A 14,535-nucleotide genomic window follows, 5' to 3' on the forward strand; every position below is an offset into this window, starting at 1 on the left:
CCCAGCATACGATCCCGAACGTAAGCTGGGTCAGACCGGAGAGGGGAGAGCGTAGTGTCCGCTAAAACGGAAAATACTTGGAGCTTATGTATGATCGTGAAAGATGAGGAGGCTGTACTGGATCGCTGTCTCCAATCGATTGCCGACATTGTCGATGAAATCGTGATAGTTGATACAGGTTCGCAAGACAGGACCCAAGAGATCGCTCGCAAATACACAGATCTGGTGTTCGATTTTGAGTGGGTGGATGATTTCAGCGAGGCGCGCAACGAATCGTTCCGGCACGCCAGTATGGATTACGTCCTCTGGCTAGACGCCGACGACGTTGTGTCAGATGTAGATCGAATCAAACTGGCAGAATTCAAGAAAAACCTTTCTTCCGACGTGGACGCAGTGACAATGTGGTATCACCTCGCATTTCAAGGTGATCAGCCGACCGTCAGTTCTCGTCTCGTTCGCCTCGTGAAACGATCGCGCGGTTTTGTTTGGCGGGGCCGCGTCCATGAATATCTTGAAATTAACGGCAACATCCTCAACAGCGACATCGCAATCATCCATCGCCCTGTCGAGCATGATGCCGCTCGCAATCTTCGCATCTACGAGAAGAAGCTCGCGCTTGGCGAAGATTTCAGCCCACGCGACATGCTCTACTACGCCAATGAGCTGCTGGATCATGCACAATACGAGAAGGCTGTACAATGGTACAAGCGGTTTTTAGCAACAGGACAATGTTGGAAAGAGGACGCCATCACAGCTTGCTTCAAGCTCGCCGAATGCTTTCGTGCGATGAATCAACCGGAGCAAAGTAAGCAAGCTGTGTTACACTCGTTCCTGTACGATACGCCGCGAGCCGAAGCGTGTTGTCGTATCGGGTATGGTTACTTGGAAGAGGGAAAGATCGATCAGGCCATCTTTTGGTATGATCTAGCAACCAAATGCAGGCGTCCAGCCAATTTTGTGGGATTTGTCAACCATGCATGTGAAACCTGGTTACCCCATATTCAACTTTGTGTGTGTTATAGCCGGCTCGGCCAATACAGGAAAGCTTATGATCATAACGAACGAGCCGCGGAGTACCTAGGTGAAGATCCGATGATCGTCCACAATCGTTCTGTATTGCGAGCCTGGATGGATGGCGAACTCGAGAAACCGTAACGAAGGCGAGACCACGTCTGGTCTCGCCTTAAATCGCATTTCTTAATGCACGGGCTGCAGGTGCTGCATCACGATGGCGGCCGACTGCGTGTTGGCCGGCCCCGGCGTGATCCACAGGTTCTCTTTTGTGGGCCAGCCTGTGTAGTTGCTGTCGTTGTACTCGTACCAGTACGCGCCCACGAGAAGCGGAATGACCGGCATCTTCTCGGCGGCGATGCGTTCAATCTGGTACATGATCTTTTTCTGCTCCGCGAGATCGGTCGTCTGCGCGAACGCGTTCAACAGCTTGTCGACCTGGGGATCGTGGAACCCTTCCACGTTGAACGATCCGTTCGAGTCGAGCAGGTCGTAGTACTGGAGATAGGGCGTCGGGCCTTCGTTCGTCCAGGAGATGGCGAGATCGTACTTGCCGGGGATGACGCCGTGCGCGCTTGCGGTCGGCGCGATGTTGCTGTAGTAGGTGCCGAACGTGACCTGCTCGATGTTCACCTTGATGCCGATCTTCGCGAGGTCCTGCTGGATCAGGAGGCAGTCTTCGTCCCAGTCGCTCCAACCCGAGACGACCTCGAGGTTAAACGACAACTCCTTCCCGTCCTTGGCGTAGATTCCGTTCTTGTCCTTTTTGAACCCGGCCGCCTGAAGCAACTGCTCGGCCTTCGCGTCGTTCACGGGCGGGAAGTGCAGGTACGAGGACGGCAGCGTCGGATCCAACCAGGACTTGTAGTTCGGCAACGGCAGGCTGATGGGGTTGGCCACGCCCTCGTAGCCCGTCTCGCCGATCACGGAGAGCTTCTGGCGGTCAATGGCCAGGCTAATGGCTTCCCGCACGTTCGGGATGGCGAGCAGCGGATTCGAGAGGTTGGGATACAGCTCGACGATGTTGTCAGGCGGGAAGTAGTAGTGGTTGTGCGGGTTCACGTCGACGTAGGTCTTCTGCACGTTGGGAATGTCCAGGTTGCCGTATTGCACTTGGCCTTCCGCGAGGGCGAGATCGGCGCTCTGGTTGCTCGTAAAGGCCGGATAGTCGAGTTCGGGCACCTTCGGTGCGCCCAGATAGTAGTTCGGATTCGCCTTGAACTTATAGTCCTGCGGCGAGAAGTACGAGACGATAAAGGGCCCCGTGCCGATGGCTTTGTCCCACGTGATGTGCGCCTTGGCCGGATCGCCCAACGCGGCCCACTGGTGCTCGGGGACAATGGGCGTGGAGCCAAGGACATATTGCTCCGCGAAGGGGACGTTGGGCGTCTTAAAGGTGAAGACCACCTCGTAGTTTCCGTTGGCCTGCACCGACTGCAACTGCTGCCACACGCCGTTCGCGTCCGCGTCGGGATACTTCTTCAGCTGCTGGAAGGTGAACACCACGTCTTTGGCTGTAAAGGGCATGCCGTCCGTCCACTTGACGTTGTGGCGCAAATTCACCACCAGCGTGCGGTTGCCGTTGGTGAAGTGGAAGCTCGTGCCCAAAAGATCGAAGGTGTGTCCGCTGACCGCGTCAAAGTAGAACAGCGACTCATACACGTTGCCGAACGTGCCAGCCAAATTGCCGGACGCAAAGGGATTGAAGTTGTCCGCGTACGTTCCCTGCGGGCTCGTGCACACGACGAGCGGCGGGAGCGTTTTCGCTTGTGTGGTCAGATTGGGCGCGACGAGCGCCATGCTCGCGGCGACGGATCCCAGTGCGGCGGCCACTTTCCAACGATTTTTCATAGGCAACCCCCTCATCATTCGCGAAAATTGTCGCCTCGAATCGAAATCGATTTCGACTTAAGGGCTCACCTCCGTCTCACACCCCTGGGCGGCTCACCCCCCAGTCCAAAGAAATCGCTTTCAAAGCAAACATACAACGCGGCTGCCGACTGCGCAAGCCCTATTCTCGCAACTTTCACACGAGGTCCGATCCGCGGAACGCCCCGGTTGACAGGGCGCCTGAGCTCAGGTGTCATGGAACCAAATGCGTCGTGAACACTCGGCGGATCGGGAGGATGCGCATGGAACTTGTCCAGCTCGAGTACTTTTTGGCCGTGGCGGAGTACCAGAGCTTTCGCCGCGCCGCGGACGCCATCCGCGTGTCTCAACCCGCGCTGTCTCGGGCCATCCAAAAACTCGAGGGCGATCTCGGCGCGCCGCTCTTCGTGCGCACCGCGCAGGGCGTGCGCCTCACGCCGTGCGGCGAGGCGTTTCTGCCTCACGCCCGCCAGGCGCTCGCCGAGGTGGCCGCGGGCGCTCGCAAGGTCGCCGAGCTCGCGGGCCAGGCCCGGGGCGTGCTCCACGTCGGCCTCATCTACTCGCTCGGCACGCGCTTCCTGCCCGACGTCATTCGCACGTTCACCCGCACGCACCCCGGTGTGACCGTCCGCCTGTCCGAAGCGCCGACCCAGAAGCTCTTGCAACAGCTCGATGCCGGCGAGATCGACATCGCGTTCTGCACGCCGCAACACGCGCCGCACCTGACGCTCGTCGAAATCCTGCAGGAGGAACTCGTGGCCATCGTCCCCCTCGATCACCCGCTCGCGGCGAAGGACCAGTGTCACCTGTCCGATCTCGCCGGCGAGCCGTTCGTGGCCTACGCCCGCGAGAGCGGTATCCGCCACGTGATTGAGCGCTACTGCGCGGAGGCGGGATTCACGCCGCGCGTGGCCATGGAAGGCGTCGAAGACCTGACCGTGGCGGGGCTCGTGGCCGCCGGCGTCGGCGTCGCCGTGGTGCCGCTGCACGCCCAGCTCGACCAGTTGCCCGTCCACGTCCTCCGGCTGTGCGAGCCGTGCAAACGGTCCGTCTACATGGCCTGGCACACCCACACGACCCTGTCGCCCGTCGCCCGCGCGTTCATCGCCTTCGTCAAGCGCATGTGCGCACCGTGATGGCCCGAGAGGCATCCGTTTCAACCCGCGAAGGACCTCCGGCGCGGGCACGTTTCCCGCATTTCTACCCGAGCCCGGCGACCTGCTACACTTGGGGGTGGACGTTTCAACGACGGGAAGGGGACTTCACGTGGACATTCGCCGCTTCGTCATCTCGCCCATCCAGTCCAACTGCTACGTGATTGCCGAGTCGTGGGAGCGCGGCGCGAACGCTGTCGTCATTGATCCGGGCGATCTCGCGCTGGATCCCGTGTTTTCGTTCATCGACGAGATGGGCCTCAAGCTCGTCGCCAACTGGAACACGCACGGCCACTTTGATCACGTCATCGGCGCCGACCGCCTGCGCCAGCGGTACGGCGTGCCGTCGTACCTCCACCGGGACGATCTCGTCACGTGGAACCGCGCGCCGCACTGGTACCGGGCGTACCTCGCGGACGATGCGCCGGACCTTCGCCAGCCGGACGCGTGGCTGCAGGACGGCGACGAGCTCACGCTCGGCGACGAGACGTTCACCGTCTGGCACACGCCGGGGCATTCGCCGGGGAGCGTGTGCCTCGTCGGCAAGCGCGTGGTGTTCTCCGGGGACACGTTGTTTGCAGGCACTATCGGGCGCGTGGATCTGGAGGGTTCGGATCCGGAGGCCATGCAGGCGTCGCTCAAACGCATCCTCGAATGGCCGGATGAGCTCGAGATCTACCCGGGCCACGGGCCCGCGACGCGCATGGGACACGAGCGAAGGCACAACCGATTCCTGCTGGAGGCCATGCAGGGTTGAGAACTGCTCATTGAATTATGGACAATGATGTACACTTGGTGTATTTTATTTCTATGAAACTCAGTGATTGGGCAAGAAAGAATGGAATCTCGTACAAGACCGCCTGGCGTTGGGTAAAAGAAGGCCGGATGCCCGTGCCTTTTGAGCAAACTCCTTCGGGCACCATCCTCGTCCACGAACCCGAGCCTTCCACAACGAATGCCGTGGCCTTGTATGCGCGCGTGTCAAGCGCCGACCAAAAAGCCGATTTGGATCGCCAAATCGCACGGCTCATGGAATTTGCAATGGCACAGAAGCTTGTCGTGGTCAAGGCGGTTACGGAAATCGGCTCGGGACTCAACGGGCATCGACCGAAGCTCATGAAAATGCTGTCCGATCCAAATGCCCATACGATTGTGGTGGAACATCGGGATCGGCTCATGCGGTTCGGGTTTGAATACGTCGAGGCGGCTTTGGCGGCTCAAGGCCGACGAATTCTCGTCGTGGAGCCAGGCGAGGTCAAGGACGACTTGGTGCAAGACATGGTCGAAGTCCTTACGTCGTTTTGCGCGCGGTTGTACGGGCGGCGTTCCGCTCGTCACCGCGCCAAGCGCGCTTTGGAGGTTCTCGAGCGTGAAGATTCATCGGGCGTATCGGTATGAGTTGGCGCCGAATCGGATGCAACGGGTCATGCTTGCGAAGCACGCAGGTGTGGCCCGATTTGCGTACAATTGGGGGCTTGCCCGACGCATCGCGCTCCATGAAGAGGCGGGGCAAAGCACGAACGCCATCGAACAGCACCGGGAACTCAACCGCCTGAAGAAAACCGACTTCCCGTGGATGTACGAGGTCTCCAAGTGCGCTCCGCAGGAAGCGCTGCGGGACTTGGATCGCGCGTTTCAACACTTTTTTCGCGGGTTGAATGAGGGGCGCAAGGTCGGATTCCCTCGGTTCAAGAAAAAAGGGCGCGACGATTCGTTTCGCCTGACGGGTTCGATTCGCGTTTTGGACAACGCCGTACAACTGCCTCGGCTCGGGCGGATTCGGCTGAAAGAGAAACCGTATGTCGAAGGCCGAATCTTGTCGGCGACGGTGAAGCGGGAGGCGGACCGATGGTATGTGAGTTTGGCGACAGAAACGGAGATCCCCGACCCTGTGCCGCCTTCGGGCGAGCCTGTGGGTGTAGATTTAGGGGTTTCGTGGTTTCTCACGTTGTCCGACGGGACGAAAATCAAGGCGCCAAAGCCGTTGCGCCGATACCTTCGCCGCTTAGAGCGGTTGTCGAAGCGGCATAGCCGAAAGAAACCCGGCTCTCGAAATCGGCGGAAGTCGGCGTTGGCGCTTGCTCGTCTGCACCGGAAGATCCGCAACATACGGCAGGACTTTTTGCACAAGGTGACGACGGAGCTCGCGAAAACCAAGCGAGCGATCGTCATGGAAGACCTGCATGTGCGAGGCATGGTGCAGAATCGAGCGTTGGCGCGAGCCATTTCGGACATGGGTTTTGGCGAGTTTCGGCGAATGCTGACGTACAAGTGCGCGTGGTATGGTTCGGAACTCATCATCGCGCCTCGGTTTTACGCGAGCAGCAAGACGTGCTCGGCGTGCGGGTACGTGATAAGCGAGTTGCCATTGTCGGTGCGGGAGTGGACGTGCCCGGCGTGCAGCACGCGGCATGACCGCGACATCAACGCAGCGAAAAATCTTTTGAGAATCGGTACCGCGAGTTCCGCGGGAAGTGACGCCTGTGGAGATCCCTCTGGCGGGGCGGCCTTGGGCTGCTAGTCATGGGTCGCTGAAGCAGGAAGCGAGAAGTGGACATTTGTCCATGAATCGCAGAACGGTTGAGAGGCATCGAGGCGGAGCGCACGCCCCGCCTCGCCCCTGTCATTGGATAGGCACTTTGGCCGCCGAAGACGCGCCCGCCTGGGCTTTGGCGGACGGGATGCGGTCGAGGTCGGTCAACAAGAACGCGTAGCTCAGCACGCCAATCAGGAGAATCACGGCCGCGCACAGGAACGCATCCATGAACGATCCCGTCGCCTGCACAATGAAACCGGTTACAATTGGAGCAAGAATGCCCATGGCGTTGTTGCCGAACGTGAGGAACCCTGTGAGGACGCCCACCGTGCCCTTGGGCGCGATGAACGTCGGAATGCTCATCGAGATGGACGACCAACTGAAGGCCGAAAGCACGATGCCCATCTGGCCGGCTGTCAGGTGAAACGTGCCCTCAATCGGCTTCGTGGCCATCGAAGTGGCCGACCGGTCCAAGTAGTTGACGATCACGCCCACGGCGATCAACACGCCGATCCACCAACGCCGGTGTTTCACGCCATCTCCTCCTCTGTCTCACGGATTACGCCGACCGCCATCTCGCCTCTTCGAGCGATCGCAAAAGCGCCGGAAAGCCTCGACGCCCGAAGTACTCGAGCGACACGAATCCCTGATATCCGCGCGCGGCAAGTTCCCGCAGCACGCGGTCGTTGTCCACGTCTCCCGACGGATCGAACGCCGAGACTGGGACGCTCTGGTACCACGCCTCATGATTCCAATGGTAGTTTTTGCAGTGCACGTGCCGAACGGCTGGATACACCTCCCGAAGCACTTCGAGCGGGTCGAGGTGGTCCGGGTTAAAGTTGGCAGCATCGAAGATCAGGCCGAGATCGCCGCCCGGAACCGAGTGGAGCAGACTGCGCAGGCTGTCGAGGGAATCCGCAAACGTCTGGTAATGGGTCTCCACCAGGAGGTCCGATCCCATGCCTCGCGCGATGATCCGCGCTTCGACCAGTGCGGCCAGGGACTCATCCCACAGCTCGGGGCTCGCCGCGCGCGAAGGCAGGTGGCCGAAGAACGTCCGAATGGCAGGGCCGCCAAGCGCGGAGGCCATCTCGGCATAGCGGCGCACGTCCCGGAGGTCGGAGTCGCGGTCGCGCGGGCTGCGGGAGAAATAGGTGTAGCCGCTGATGACCGGCACGCTGAGTCCCTCGTCGGCGAGCCTCGACGCGAGTTCCTCGAGCGCCATCCGCCCAGCCGCGGCATAGGGCTCGACATGGCCGACCCACAGCTCCAGGCCGTCCACGCGGACGCCGGACGCCCGCCAGGCGCGGACGAGCTTCAGGATGTCCTCGAGGGACCGCTCCTTCATCCCGGTGGTGCACACGCTCCACTTCATCGCGATGCGCCTCCTTCGAAGGCGATGAGCGCCTTGCCCGGCTTGCCGGAAAGCGCGTGATGGTACGCCTCGGCGTATGCCTCGAGCGGCCACACGCCCGCACACAGCTTGTCGAAGGCTTGGCGCAGGGCGGGATCGCCCTTCAGCCGGGCGAGCGCGTCCACGAAATCCTGCCGGACGTAGATGATGGACCCGAGAAGCGACGCCTCCTTGCGGACAAAGACCTGCATCGGCAACCGAGCCTCCTCCGCAAGGCCCAGCGCGACGATGCAGCCCCCCGGCTGCACGCACGCCACTGCCGCGGCGATGGCGTCCGGCGCACCTGCGGCCTCGATGACCACCGCGTACCTATCGGGCGCGAGCTCCGAGACGAGCGCCGTGCGCACGCCCGGCACAATCCTCCGAACGAACGCCAAACGGTCCTCGCGCACGTCCGCCGCCGTCACCCGGGCGCCGAGCGACTGCGCCAGCATGGCGCAGAGCGCGCCCTCCGTGCCGCTGCCCAGGATGAGCACCTCATCGCCCGCGCTGACCCGTGCCCGGTGGACAGCGTGCCAAGCCACGGCGAACGGTTCGACCATCGCGGCCTCCACGTCGCTCACCTCGTCGGGCACCGGCACCGCGTACTTGGCCTCGATCACCCAATCCTCGGCGAATCCCCCCGGCGCGTTGATGCCAATCGACGCCTTCCGGACGCACACGTTCGTCTGCCCGCGGCGACAAGGCACACATTCGCCACAGTAGGTGTTGGGAATGATCACGACGCGATCGCCCGGCGCAAGATCCACGCCTGCCCCCACTTCGACGACGCGGGCCACGAGTTCATGCCCAGGGCGGACGGGATAGCTCGCGTGGCGCAGGTGGCCGTGATACACCTTCGTATCCGAGCCGCAGATGCCGCCCATGATGGTGTGAAGCCGCACCTGACCGTCCCCCGGCGATCCCGCCGCCTCCGCTTCGCACAGGCGCAAGCGCGAAGGCGCTTCCATCACCAGTTGTCGCATGCGCGTTCACCTCGAATCTCGCTCGCACTTCCCCGGCCGGGTTGATTTGAATGTACCATCCGCGGGCGCGATGGCGCCAATGCCATTCTTGCGCCGGGGCGATGCACGGCAGTTATCAGCCCCGCCGCAGGGAACAAAAAGACCCCTGCGGCGGGGCATGCGGAGCCGCAGGGGTGAGTGGGAACTGGATGGGACGGTTGCGAGCGTCAATGACGGATCAGGTAATCGAACGCGCCGAGCGCGGCCGTCGCGCCAGAGCCCATGGAGATGATGATCTGCTTGTACGGCACGTTGGTGCAGTCGCCCGCCGCAAACACGCCCTCGACGCTCGTCTGGCCGCGGCTGTCGACGACAATTTCGCCGAACCGCGTCTTCTCGACGAAATCGCCGAGCCACTCCGTGTTCGGCACGAGGCCGATTTGCACGAACACGCCTTCGAGCTCCAGCTGGTGCTCCTCGCCCGTGGCGCGATCGGCATAGCGAATTCCCGTCACGCGCTCCGTGCCGAGAATCTCCTTCGTCTCGACGTTCGTGAGCACCGTGACGTTGGGCAGACTGAACAGCCGCTTCTGCAAGATCTCATCCGCCTTGAGCTGAGGCAAAAACTCGAGCACGGTGACGTGCGACGCGAGGCCGGCGAGATCGATGGCCGCCTCAATGCCAGAGTTGCCGCCGCCGATCACGGCCACGCGCTTGCCCTGGAAGAGCGGGCCGTCGCAGTGCGGGCAGTAGGCTACACCCTTGGTCTGCAACTCCTTCTCGCCAGGGACGCCGAGGTTGCGCCAGCGGGCACCTGTCGCGATGATGACCGTCTTCGACTTGAGTGTCGCGCCGCTTTCGAGATCGACCTCGATGAGATCGCCTTTTCGCAATTGTTTCGCGCGTTGAGATTTGATAATGTCGATATTGTAATGACGGACATGTTCCTCAAGCTGGGCGGCGAATTTCGGCCCTTCGGTGTACTTCACGCTGATGAAGTTCTCGATGCCGAGCGTGTCGTTCACCTGGCCGCCGAACCGATCCACCACGATGCCAGTTCGGATGCCCTTGCGGGCCGCGTAAATGGCCGCACTCGCGCCCGCGGGGCCGCCGCCAATCACCAGGACATCGTACGGATCGCGCGCATTCAGTTCGGAGACATCCGCTTGGCTGCCGAGCTTCGCGAGGATTTCCTCCACGGACATGCGCCCGCTCTCGAAGAACTCCCCGTTGAGATACACCGTCGGCACCGCCATCACGTTCTTCTCTTCCACTTCCGACTTGAACACGGCGCCGTCGATCATAGTGTGCCGGATGTTCGGATTCAGCACGCTCATCAGGTTGAGGGCCTGCACCACGTCTGGGCAGTTGTGGCAGCTTAAGCTGACGTACGTCTCGAATTCGTACGTGCCCTCGAGGCTCTGAATCTTGCGGATGACCGACTCATCAACCTTGGGCGGCCGACCGCTCACCTGCAAAAGCGCCAGAACGAGCGATGTGAACTCGTGTCCAAGTGGTGCGCCGGCAAACACGATGCCCGTGTCCTCGCCCGGGCGGTTCACGCTGAAGCTCGGACGCCGCGGAAGATCAGCCTCTTCCACGTGAATCTTGGGCGACATCGATTTCAATTCGTTCACGAGCTCCATCATATCGCGGGAGGCGTCGTCGGACCCGGGCGCAACCCGGATCACGACGTCGCCTTCCATGAGCTCGAGATACTGTTTCAGTTGCTCTCGAATTTCATCGTCGAGCACCATGGTCAGGCCAACACCTCCTCAGATCTTGCCGACGAGATCGAGGCTCGGCTTGAGCGTCTTCTCGCCTTCCTTCCACTTCGCCGGGCAGACCTCACCGGGGTGATTGCGCACATACTGTGCGGCCTTCACCTTCGGAATCAGCGTCGACGCGTCGCGGCCGATCCCGTCCGCCGTGATCTCGATGGCCTGGATGACGCCGTCCGGATCGATGAGGAACGTGGCGCGCTCCGCGACCCCCTGGTCCTCGATGAGCACGTCAAAGTTGCGGGAAATCTCGTGCGTCGCGTCGCTGATCATCGTGTAGGTGATCTTCTGAATGGACGGCGACACGTCGTGCCAAGCCTTGTGCACGAAGTGCGTGTCCGTCGAAACGGAGTACACTTCCACGCCGAGCTTCTTCAGCTCGTCATAGTGCTCCTGCAGGTCCTCCAACTCCGTCGGGCACACGAACGAAAAGTCCGCCGGATAGAAGCACAGGATGCTCCACTTGCCCAACAGATCTTGATCCGTCACCTCAATGAACTCGCCGTTACGGTACGCCATGGCCTTGAACGGCTGAATCTTCTTGCCCACGAGAGACATCGACGATCATCCTCCTTCGTAAGGTGAATGTGAGCGGATGTATGTCCTCCGCCGAAGCGGGATGGACCGAATCGGGCTCGTCTCGCGCCGCGAGAGAGCTTTGCAGAATGAGAACATTGAATTATAATCAACTCGTAATGAGTCGTACTTTAGAATCGTTCTCATCTAGGTCGCATTATAAAAAAAGCGAGGACGGTTGTCAAAGGGGATAGAATCGAGTAAAACCACGGATGAAAGGAGGGGGTGACATGCAGGCGCAGAAGGACGCTGTGCAGTTGTTGAAAAATGCCGGCCTGCGCGTGACCCCGCAGCGAGAAGCCATTCTCCAGTTCTTGTTGGACTACGACGGTCATGCGACCGTGGACGATATTTACACGTCACTGCAGGACCGCTTTCCTAGCATGAGCGTATCCACCGTCTACAATACGGTAAAGCAACTGTCGCAGGTGGGACTCGTGAAGGAGATTGGCGTTGGCGAGGGCGCGAGCCGGTTCGACATCAACGTGGAACCCCACCATCACCTGGTCTGCACGCGCTGCGGTGCGCTGTTCGATTTTTACCTGGAGGAGCCGATTCAGTTGTCTGTGCCACCGGAAGCCCGGGGATTTGAGGTTGAGGATTATCACGTCGAGGTCCGCGGAATCTGCCCGAAGTGTAAACAGCAGCAGGTCTCGTGAAATACAACCCTTAAGATTTTTTGGCCCCACTCTGAAAGCCGAGTGGGGCTCACAAACGGCTTCAAGAGAGGCCGCGCATGCGTCATATTTGGTGCAGGACCCTCTCATCACCGGATGCGCTATCGTTTGCAGGCTGTCGTTGTGCAAGATGGCCACTCATCCACCCGCCTACACCGTCGTTTTGTCGTACTTGCGAAGGAACGCACGCAGTGCTCTGTGAAAAGCATCGCGATCCTCCCAAAATGGCAGATGAGAGCTATTCTCGAAAATGTGAAACTCCACTGGACCTGATAGGTTCGCGCAGAACTTTGACATGTATTTAGGTCTCGCCTCGTCCCAGACGCCACAGGCAATAAACGACGGAACACTGATTTCGGCTAGCCTACCTTCTATGGACCAGTCCCTCAGCACACCGGTCACCGGGCCAAACTCGCTGGGGCCCCACATGTGTAGATAGATGTCGAGATTCAGATTGTCCATTGAACGCTTGACAGGTTCAGGCCAAGGCTCTAGCCTACAGAAATGGCGTCTGTAGAACTCGTTCGTCGCCGCAACATACGAGGGATCTCGAAAGTCCTCCTGGTGCTCGCATTCCAAAATCGCGTCTTGCATCCACCCCGGCAGTTGGCATTTCAACTCGTCACACCCCAAAACAAATTCCTCGGAACTGGCGGGAGAACCGCAAATGGAGAGAGAGCGAATCCGCGGCTTGTAATCCACTACGTACTGAAGAGCGAGCCAGCCTCCCCAAGAATGTCCTAACAGATGGAATTTTTGAAGACCTAGCTCGCGCCTTACAACCTCTAATTCTTGGACGAAATGAGATACCGTTAGCTTGCTCACATCCTCAATTGGATCAGACGCGCCGCACCCAAGCTGATCGTAAAATACAATCGGTCGATCTTGGCATAGCTGTGTCAGAGGTTCGAGGTAATCATGAGGCATGCCAGGCCCGCCGTGAACACAAAGAAGCGGAACACCGGGAGTGTCTTCTCCATAAAGCCAATATGCGACTCTGCCCCCCGGCACCTGTATGAACCCTTGCATCACTGTTGATCAGCAACCTTCCAGTAAGAAGATTTGAATATTAAATCAAATGTCATAATGGTACTCTTCCTGAATCCACAGCTTGACTTTGTGAGAGCAGTCCCGAATGACGAACATCAATCCAATGCCTATGAAAAGCCAAGCAATCACAATGTAAGGAAAGAAATTCAAGGGGTACGGTGGGACCGGATATACGTTGGCATAAAGAATGTAGATCAGCGCTATAGCCGCTAAAGCAGGAATTGAAGACGACGCAGACAAACTAGAGCGTTTGTATGAAAACACAAGATACCCAATGTTCGTAGAAAGATACGCAAGAAGTAGCGACAGTACTCCCAGGGAACCCAGATAACCAAAAACCGTAGTTCCAGGAAGATTCTTAAGAATGTATAGTTGCCCCAACGCAATGGCGCCAACGACGATGAGAGAAACATAGGGCGAACCAAAATGCGGATGAACACGGCTTAGCTTCTGAGTCAGAAGACCGCTCTTACCCATTGAATACAACAGCCGTGATCCAGTGGTCGCTGTGCCAAGTGCCGAAGAAAACGCTGACAGCGTGGCTCCGAGCATGAGTATCGCTGCAAATCCGTGCGAAATGTACCGCTCTGCAAGAATGCCGAGTGGTGCTGACGACTGAGCGAATTCACGAACATCGTTCGCCGAAAGCCCAAAACCGACGGTCTGCGCATAGCTTGAAAGCAGGTAGAAGCCTCCTGTGAGAAACACAGCAGAGCCAATTGCCAAAGGTAGCGCTTTTTTGGGATCCCTCGTTTCCTCACCCAGGCTTGACGCTCCTTCGAATCCAGCAAACGAAAGGAATGCAAATACCGATGCCAGTGCCACTGACGACAGTGTTGTGTTGCGCATTGTAAACGGTACAAGGCTGAGATGATGGTCGGCTCCACCGTGTAACAGTACGGCTGCACTAAGGATAACTATCAGGCATATTGATATGCCTTCAAAGATCAGCATAACACGTGCACCAACTCGCACATCGAACAATGATAGAATGACGATACATGCTAATGAGAGTATAGAAGGCAGAAACCAACCAATGTGCAAACCGACTAATTGTAGAGATGATTGAAGAAAGGCACCGACTTCGGCGCATGATGCCGCCGTGAAAACTAGGTATGTGAACAACAGTGCCCATCCCGAGAGAAAGCCTACGCGGGGCCCTAACGTTAATGCTGTGAATGCATACACCGACCCACTGCTCGGCACGATTCGATTAAACTGTATGAATGCATATGACACTAAACCAATTGTGATGGTTGCCAACAGAAACGTTAGAGGAACGGCAGTGCCTGCAGTACCCGCGACCAACGCACCGTTCAGCGCCATAGCAGCAGTCGGTGCCATAATGGCAACCGATATCGCCATGGCCTCGATCGTCGAAATTTCGTTCTTCTTCAGCGCTGTACCCATATAAACGCCTCCTCGCTGCACACGTGCCATACTATTCATATTCAGAACCAATATAATCACATAAGACCGAACTTTCGATATAGTAATATCGTCCCATGCGATGCACACCGCAG

13 protein-coding genes and 1 pseudogene are annotated in these 14,535 nt (G+C 58.9%); 6 read left to right on the plus strand and 8 right to left on the minus strand.

The features are described 5' to 3' along the window. Positions 1-90: 90 nt before the first annotated feature. A complete protein-coding gene (locus tag AACI_RS12390; protein WP_012811755.1) occupies positions 91-1,155 on the plus strand; it encodes a tetratricopeptide repeat-containing glycosyltransferase family 2 protein in 1,065 nt (354 codons plus the stop codon). Positions 1,156-1,197: 42 nt separating this feature from the next. Here AACI_RS12390 and AACI_RS12395 read toward each other — a convergent pair whose 3' ends face one another. Continuing rightward, positions 1,198-2,862, minus strand: coding sequence for an ABC transporter substrate-binding protein (locus AACI_RS12395; protein WP_012811756.1), 1,665 nt, complete (start codon positions 2,860-2,862; stop codon positions 1,198-1,200). A 281-nt stretch (positions 2,863-3,143) separates the two neighbouring features. Between AACI_RS12395 and AACI_RS12400 the strand changes: the two genes are divergently transcribed. The 4 genes from AACI_RS12400 to AACI_RS12415 all read left to right on the plus strand — a co-directional run bounded on the left by AACI_RS12400 (position 3,144) and on the right by AACI_RS12415 (position 6,555). Then, positions 3,144-4,016 (plus strand): LysR substrate-binding domain-containing protein, encoded by an 873-nt coding sequence (locus AACI_RS12400; RefSeq protein ID WP_012811757.1) that lies wholly within the window; start codon positions 3,144-3,146, stop codon positions 4,014-4,016. Positions 4,017-4,146: 130 nt separating this feature from the next. Then, positions 4,147-4,791 carry an MBL fold metallo-hydrolase gene (locus AACI_RS12405; RefSeq protein WP_012811758.1) on the plus strand — a complete coding sequence of 215 codons (645 nt, stop codon included), beginning with the start codon at positions 4,147-4,149 and terminating at the stop codon, positions 4,789-4,791. 53 nt (positions 4,792-4,844) lie between these two features. Continuing rightward, positions 4,845-5,432, plus strand: a complete 588-nt coding sequence (locus AACI_RS12410; protein WP_012811759.1) for an IS607 family transposase — start codon at positions 4,845-4,847, stop codon at positions 5,430-5,432. Then, positions 5,404-6,555 (plus strand): RNA-guided endonuclease InsQ/TnpB family protein, encoded by a 1,152-nt coding sequence (locus AACI_RS12415; protein WP_012811760.1) that lies wholly within the window; start codon positions 5,404-5,406, stop codon positions 6,553-6,555. Before AACI_RS12410 ends, AACI_RS12415 begins: the two co-directional genes overlap by 29 nt. 102 nt (positions 6,556-6,657) lie before the next feature. Here AACI_RS12415 and AACI_RS17305 read toward each other — a convergent pair. The 5 genes and pseudogenes from AACI_RS17305 to ahpC all read right to left on the minus strand — a co-directional run. Then, a pseudogene (locus AACI_RS17305) lies at positions 6,658-6,945 on the minus strand (MFS transporter); the annotation flags it as partial. A gap of 184 nt (positions 6,946-7,129) precedes the next feature. After that, positions 7,130-7,945, minus strand: coding sequence for a sugar phosphate isomerase/epimerase family protein (locus AACI_RS12425; protein ID WP_012811762.1), 816 nt, complete (start codon positions 7,943-7,945; stop codon positions 7,130-7,132). Next, entirely contained in the window at positions 7,942-8,949 is a 1,008-nt protein-coding gene (locus AACI_RS12430; RefSeq protein ID WP_012811763.1) for a zinc-dependent alcohol dehydrogenase, read from the minus strand. Before AACI_RS12430 ends, AACI_RS12425 begins: the two co-directional genes overlap by 4 nt. Positions 8,950-9,155: 206 nt before the next feature. After that, positions 9,156-10,685, minus strand: coding sequence for an alkyl hydroperoxide reductase subunit F (ahpF, locus tag AACI_RS12435; RefSeq protein WP_012811764.1), 1,530 nt, complete (start codon positions 10,683-10,685; stop codon positions 9,156-9,158). An 18-nt stretch (positions 10,686-10,703) separates the two neighbouring features. Then, the gene (ahpC, locus tag AACI_RS12440; RefSeq protein WP_012811765.1) at positions 10,704-11,267 is read right to left on the minus strand and encodes an alkyl hydroperoxide reductase subunit C; all 564 of its coding nucleotides are present in this window, start codon (positions 11,265-11,267) and stop codon (positions 10,704-10,706) included. A 248-nt stretch (positions 11,268-11,515) separates the two neighbouring features. Between ahpC and AACI_RS12445 the strand changes: the two genes are divergently transcribed. After that, a complete protein-coding gene (locus AACI_RS12445) occupies positions 11,516-11,944 on the plus strand; it encodes a Fur family transcriptional regulator (protein WP_012811766.1) in 429 nt (142 codons plus the stop codon). Between the two features lie 168 nt (positions 11,945-12,112). On the opposite strand, the gene AACI_RS17310 is transcribed toward AACI_RS12445, so the two are convergent. Beyond that, complete coding sequence (locus AACI_RS17310) at positions 12,113-12,991, minus strand: proline iminopeptidase-family hydrolase (protein ID WP_012811767.1); 879 nt, start codon at positions 12,989-12,991, stop codon at positions 12,113-12,115. A 45-nt stretch (positions 12,992-13,036) separates the two neighbouring features. Then, the gene (locus tag AACI_RS12455; protein ID WP_012811768.1) at positions 13,037-14,422 is read right to left on the minus strand and encodes an APC family permease; all 1,386 of its coding nucleotides are present in this window, start codon (positions 14,420-14,422) and stop codon (positions 13,037-13,039) included. Between the last annotated feature and the right edge of the window lie 113 nt (positions 14,423-14,535).

The organism is Alicyclobacillus acidocaldarius subsp. acidocaldarius DSM 446 (assembly GCF_000024285.1).
Taxonomy (GTDB): domain Bacteria; phylum Bacillota; class Bacilli; order Alicyclobacillales; family Alicyclobacillaceae; genus Alicyclobacillus; species Alicyclobacillus acidocaldarius.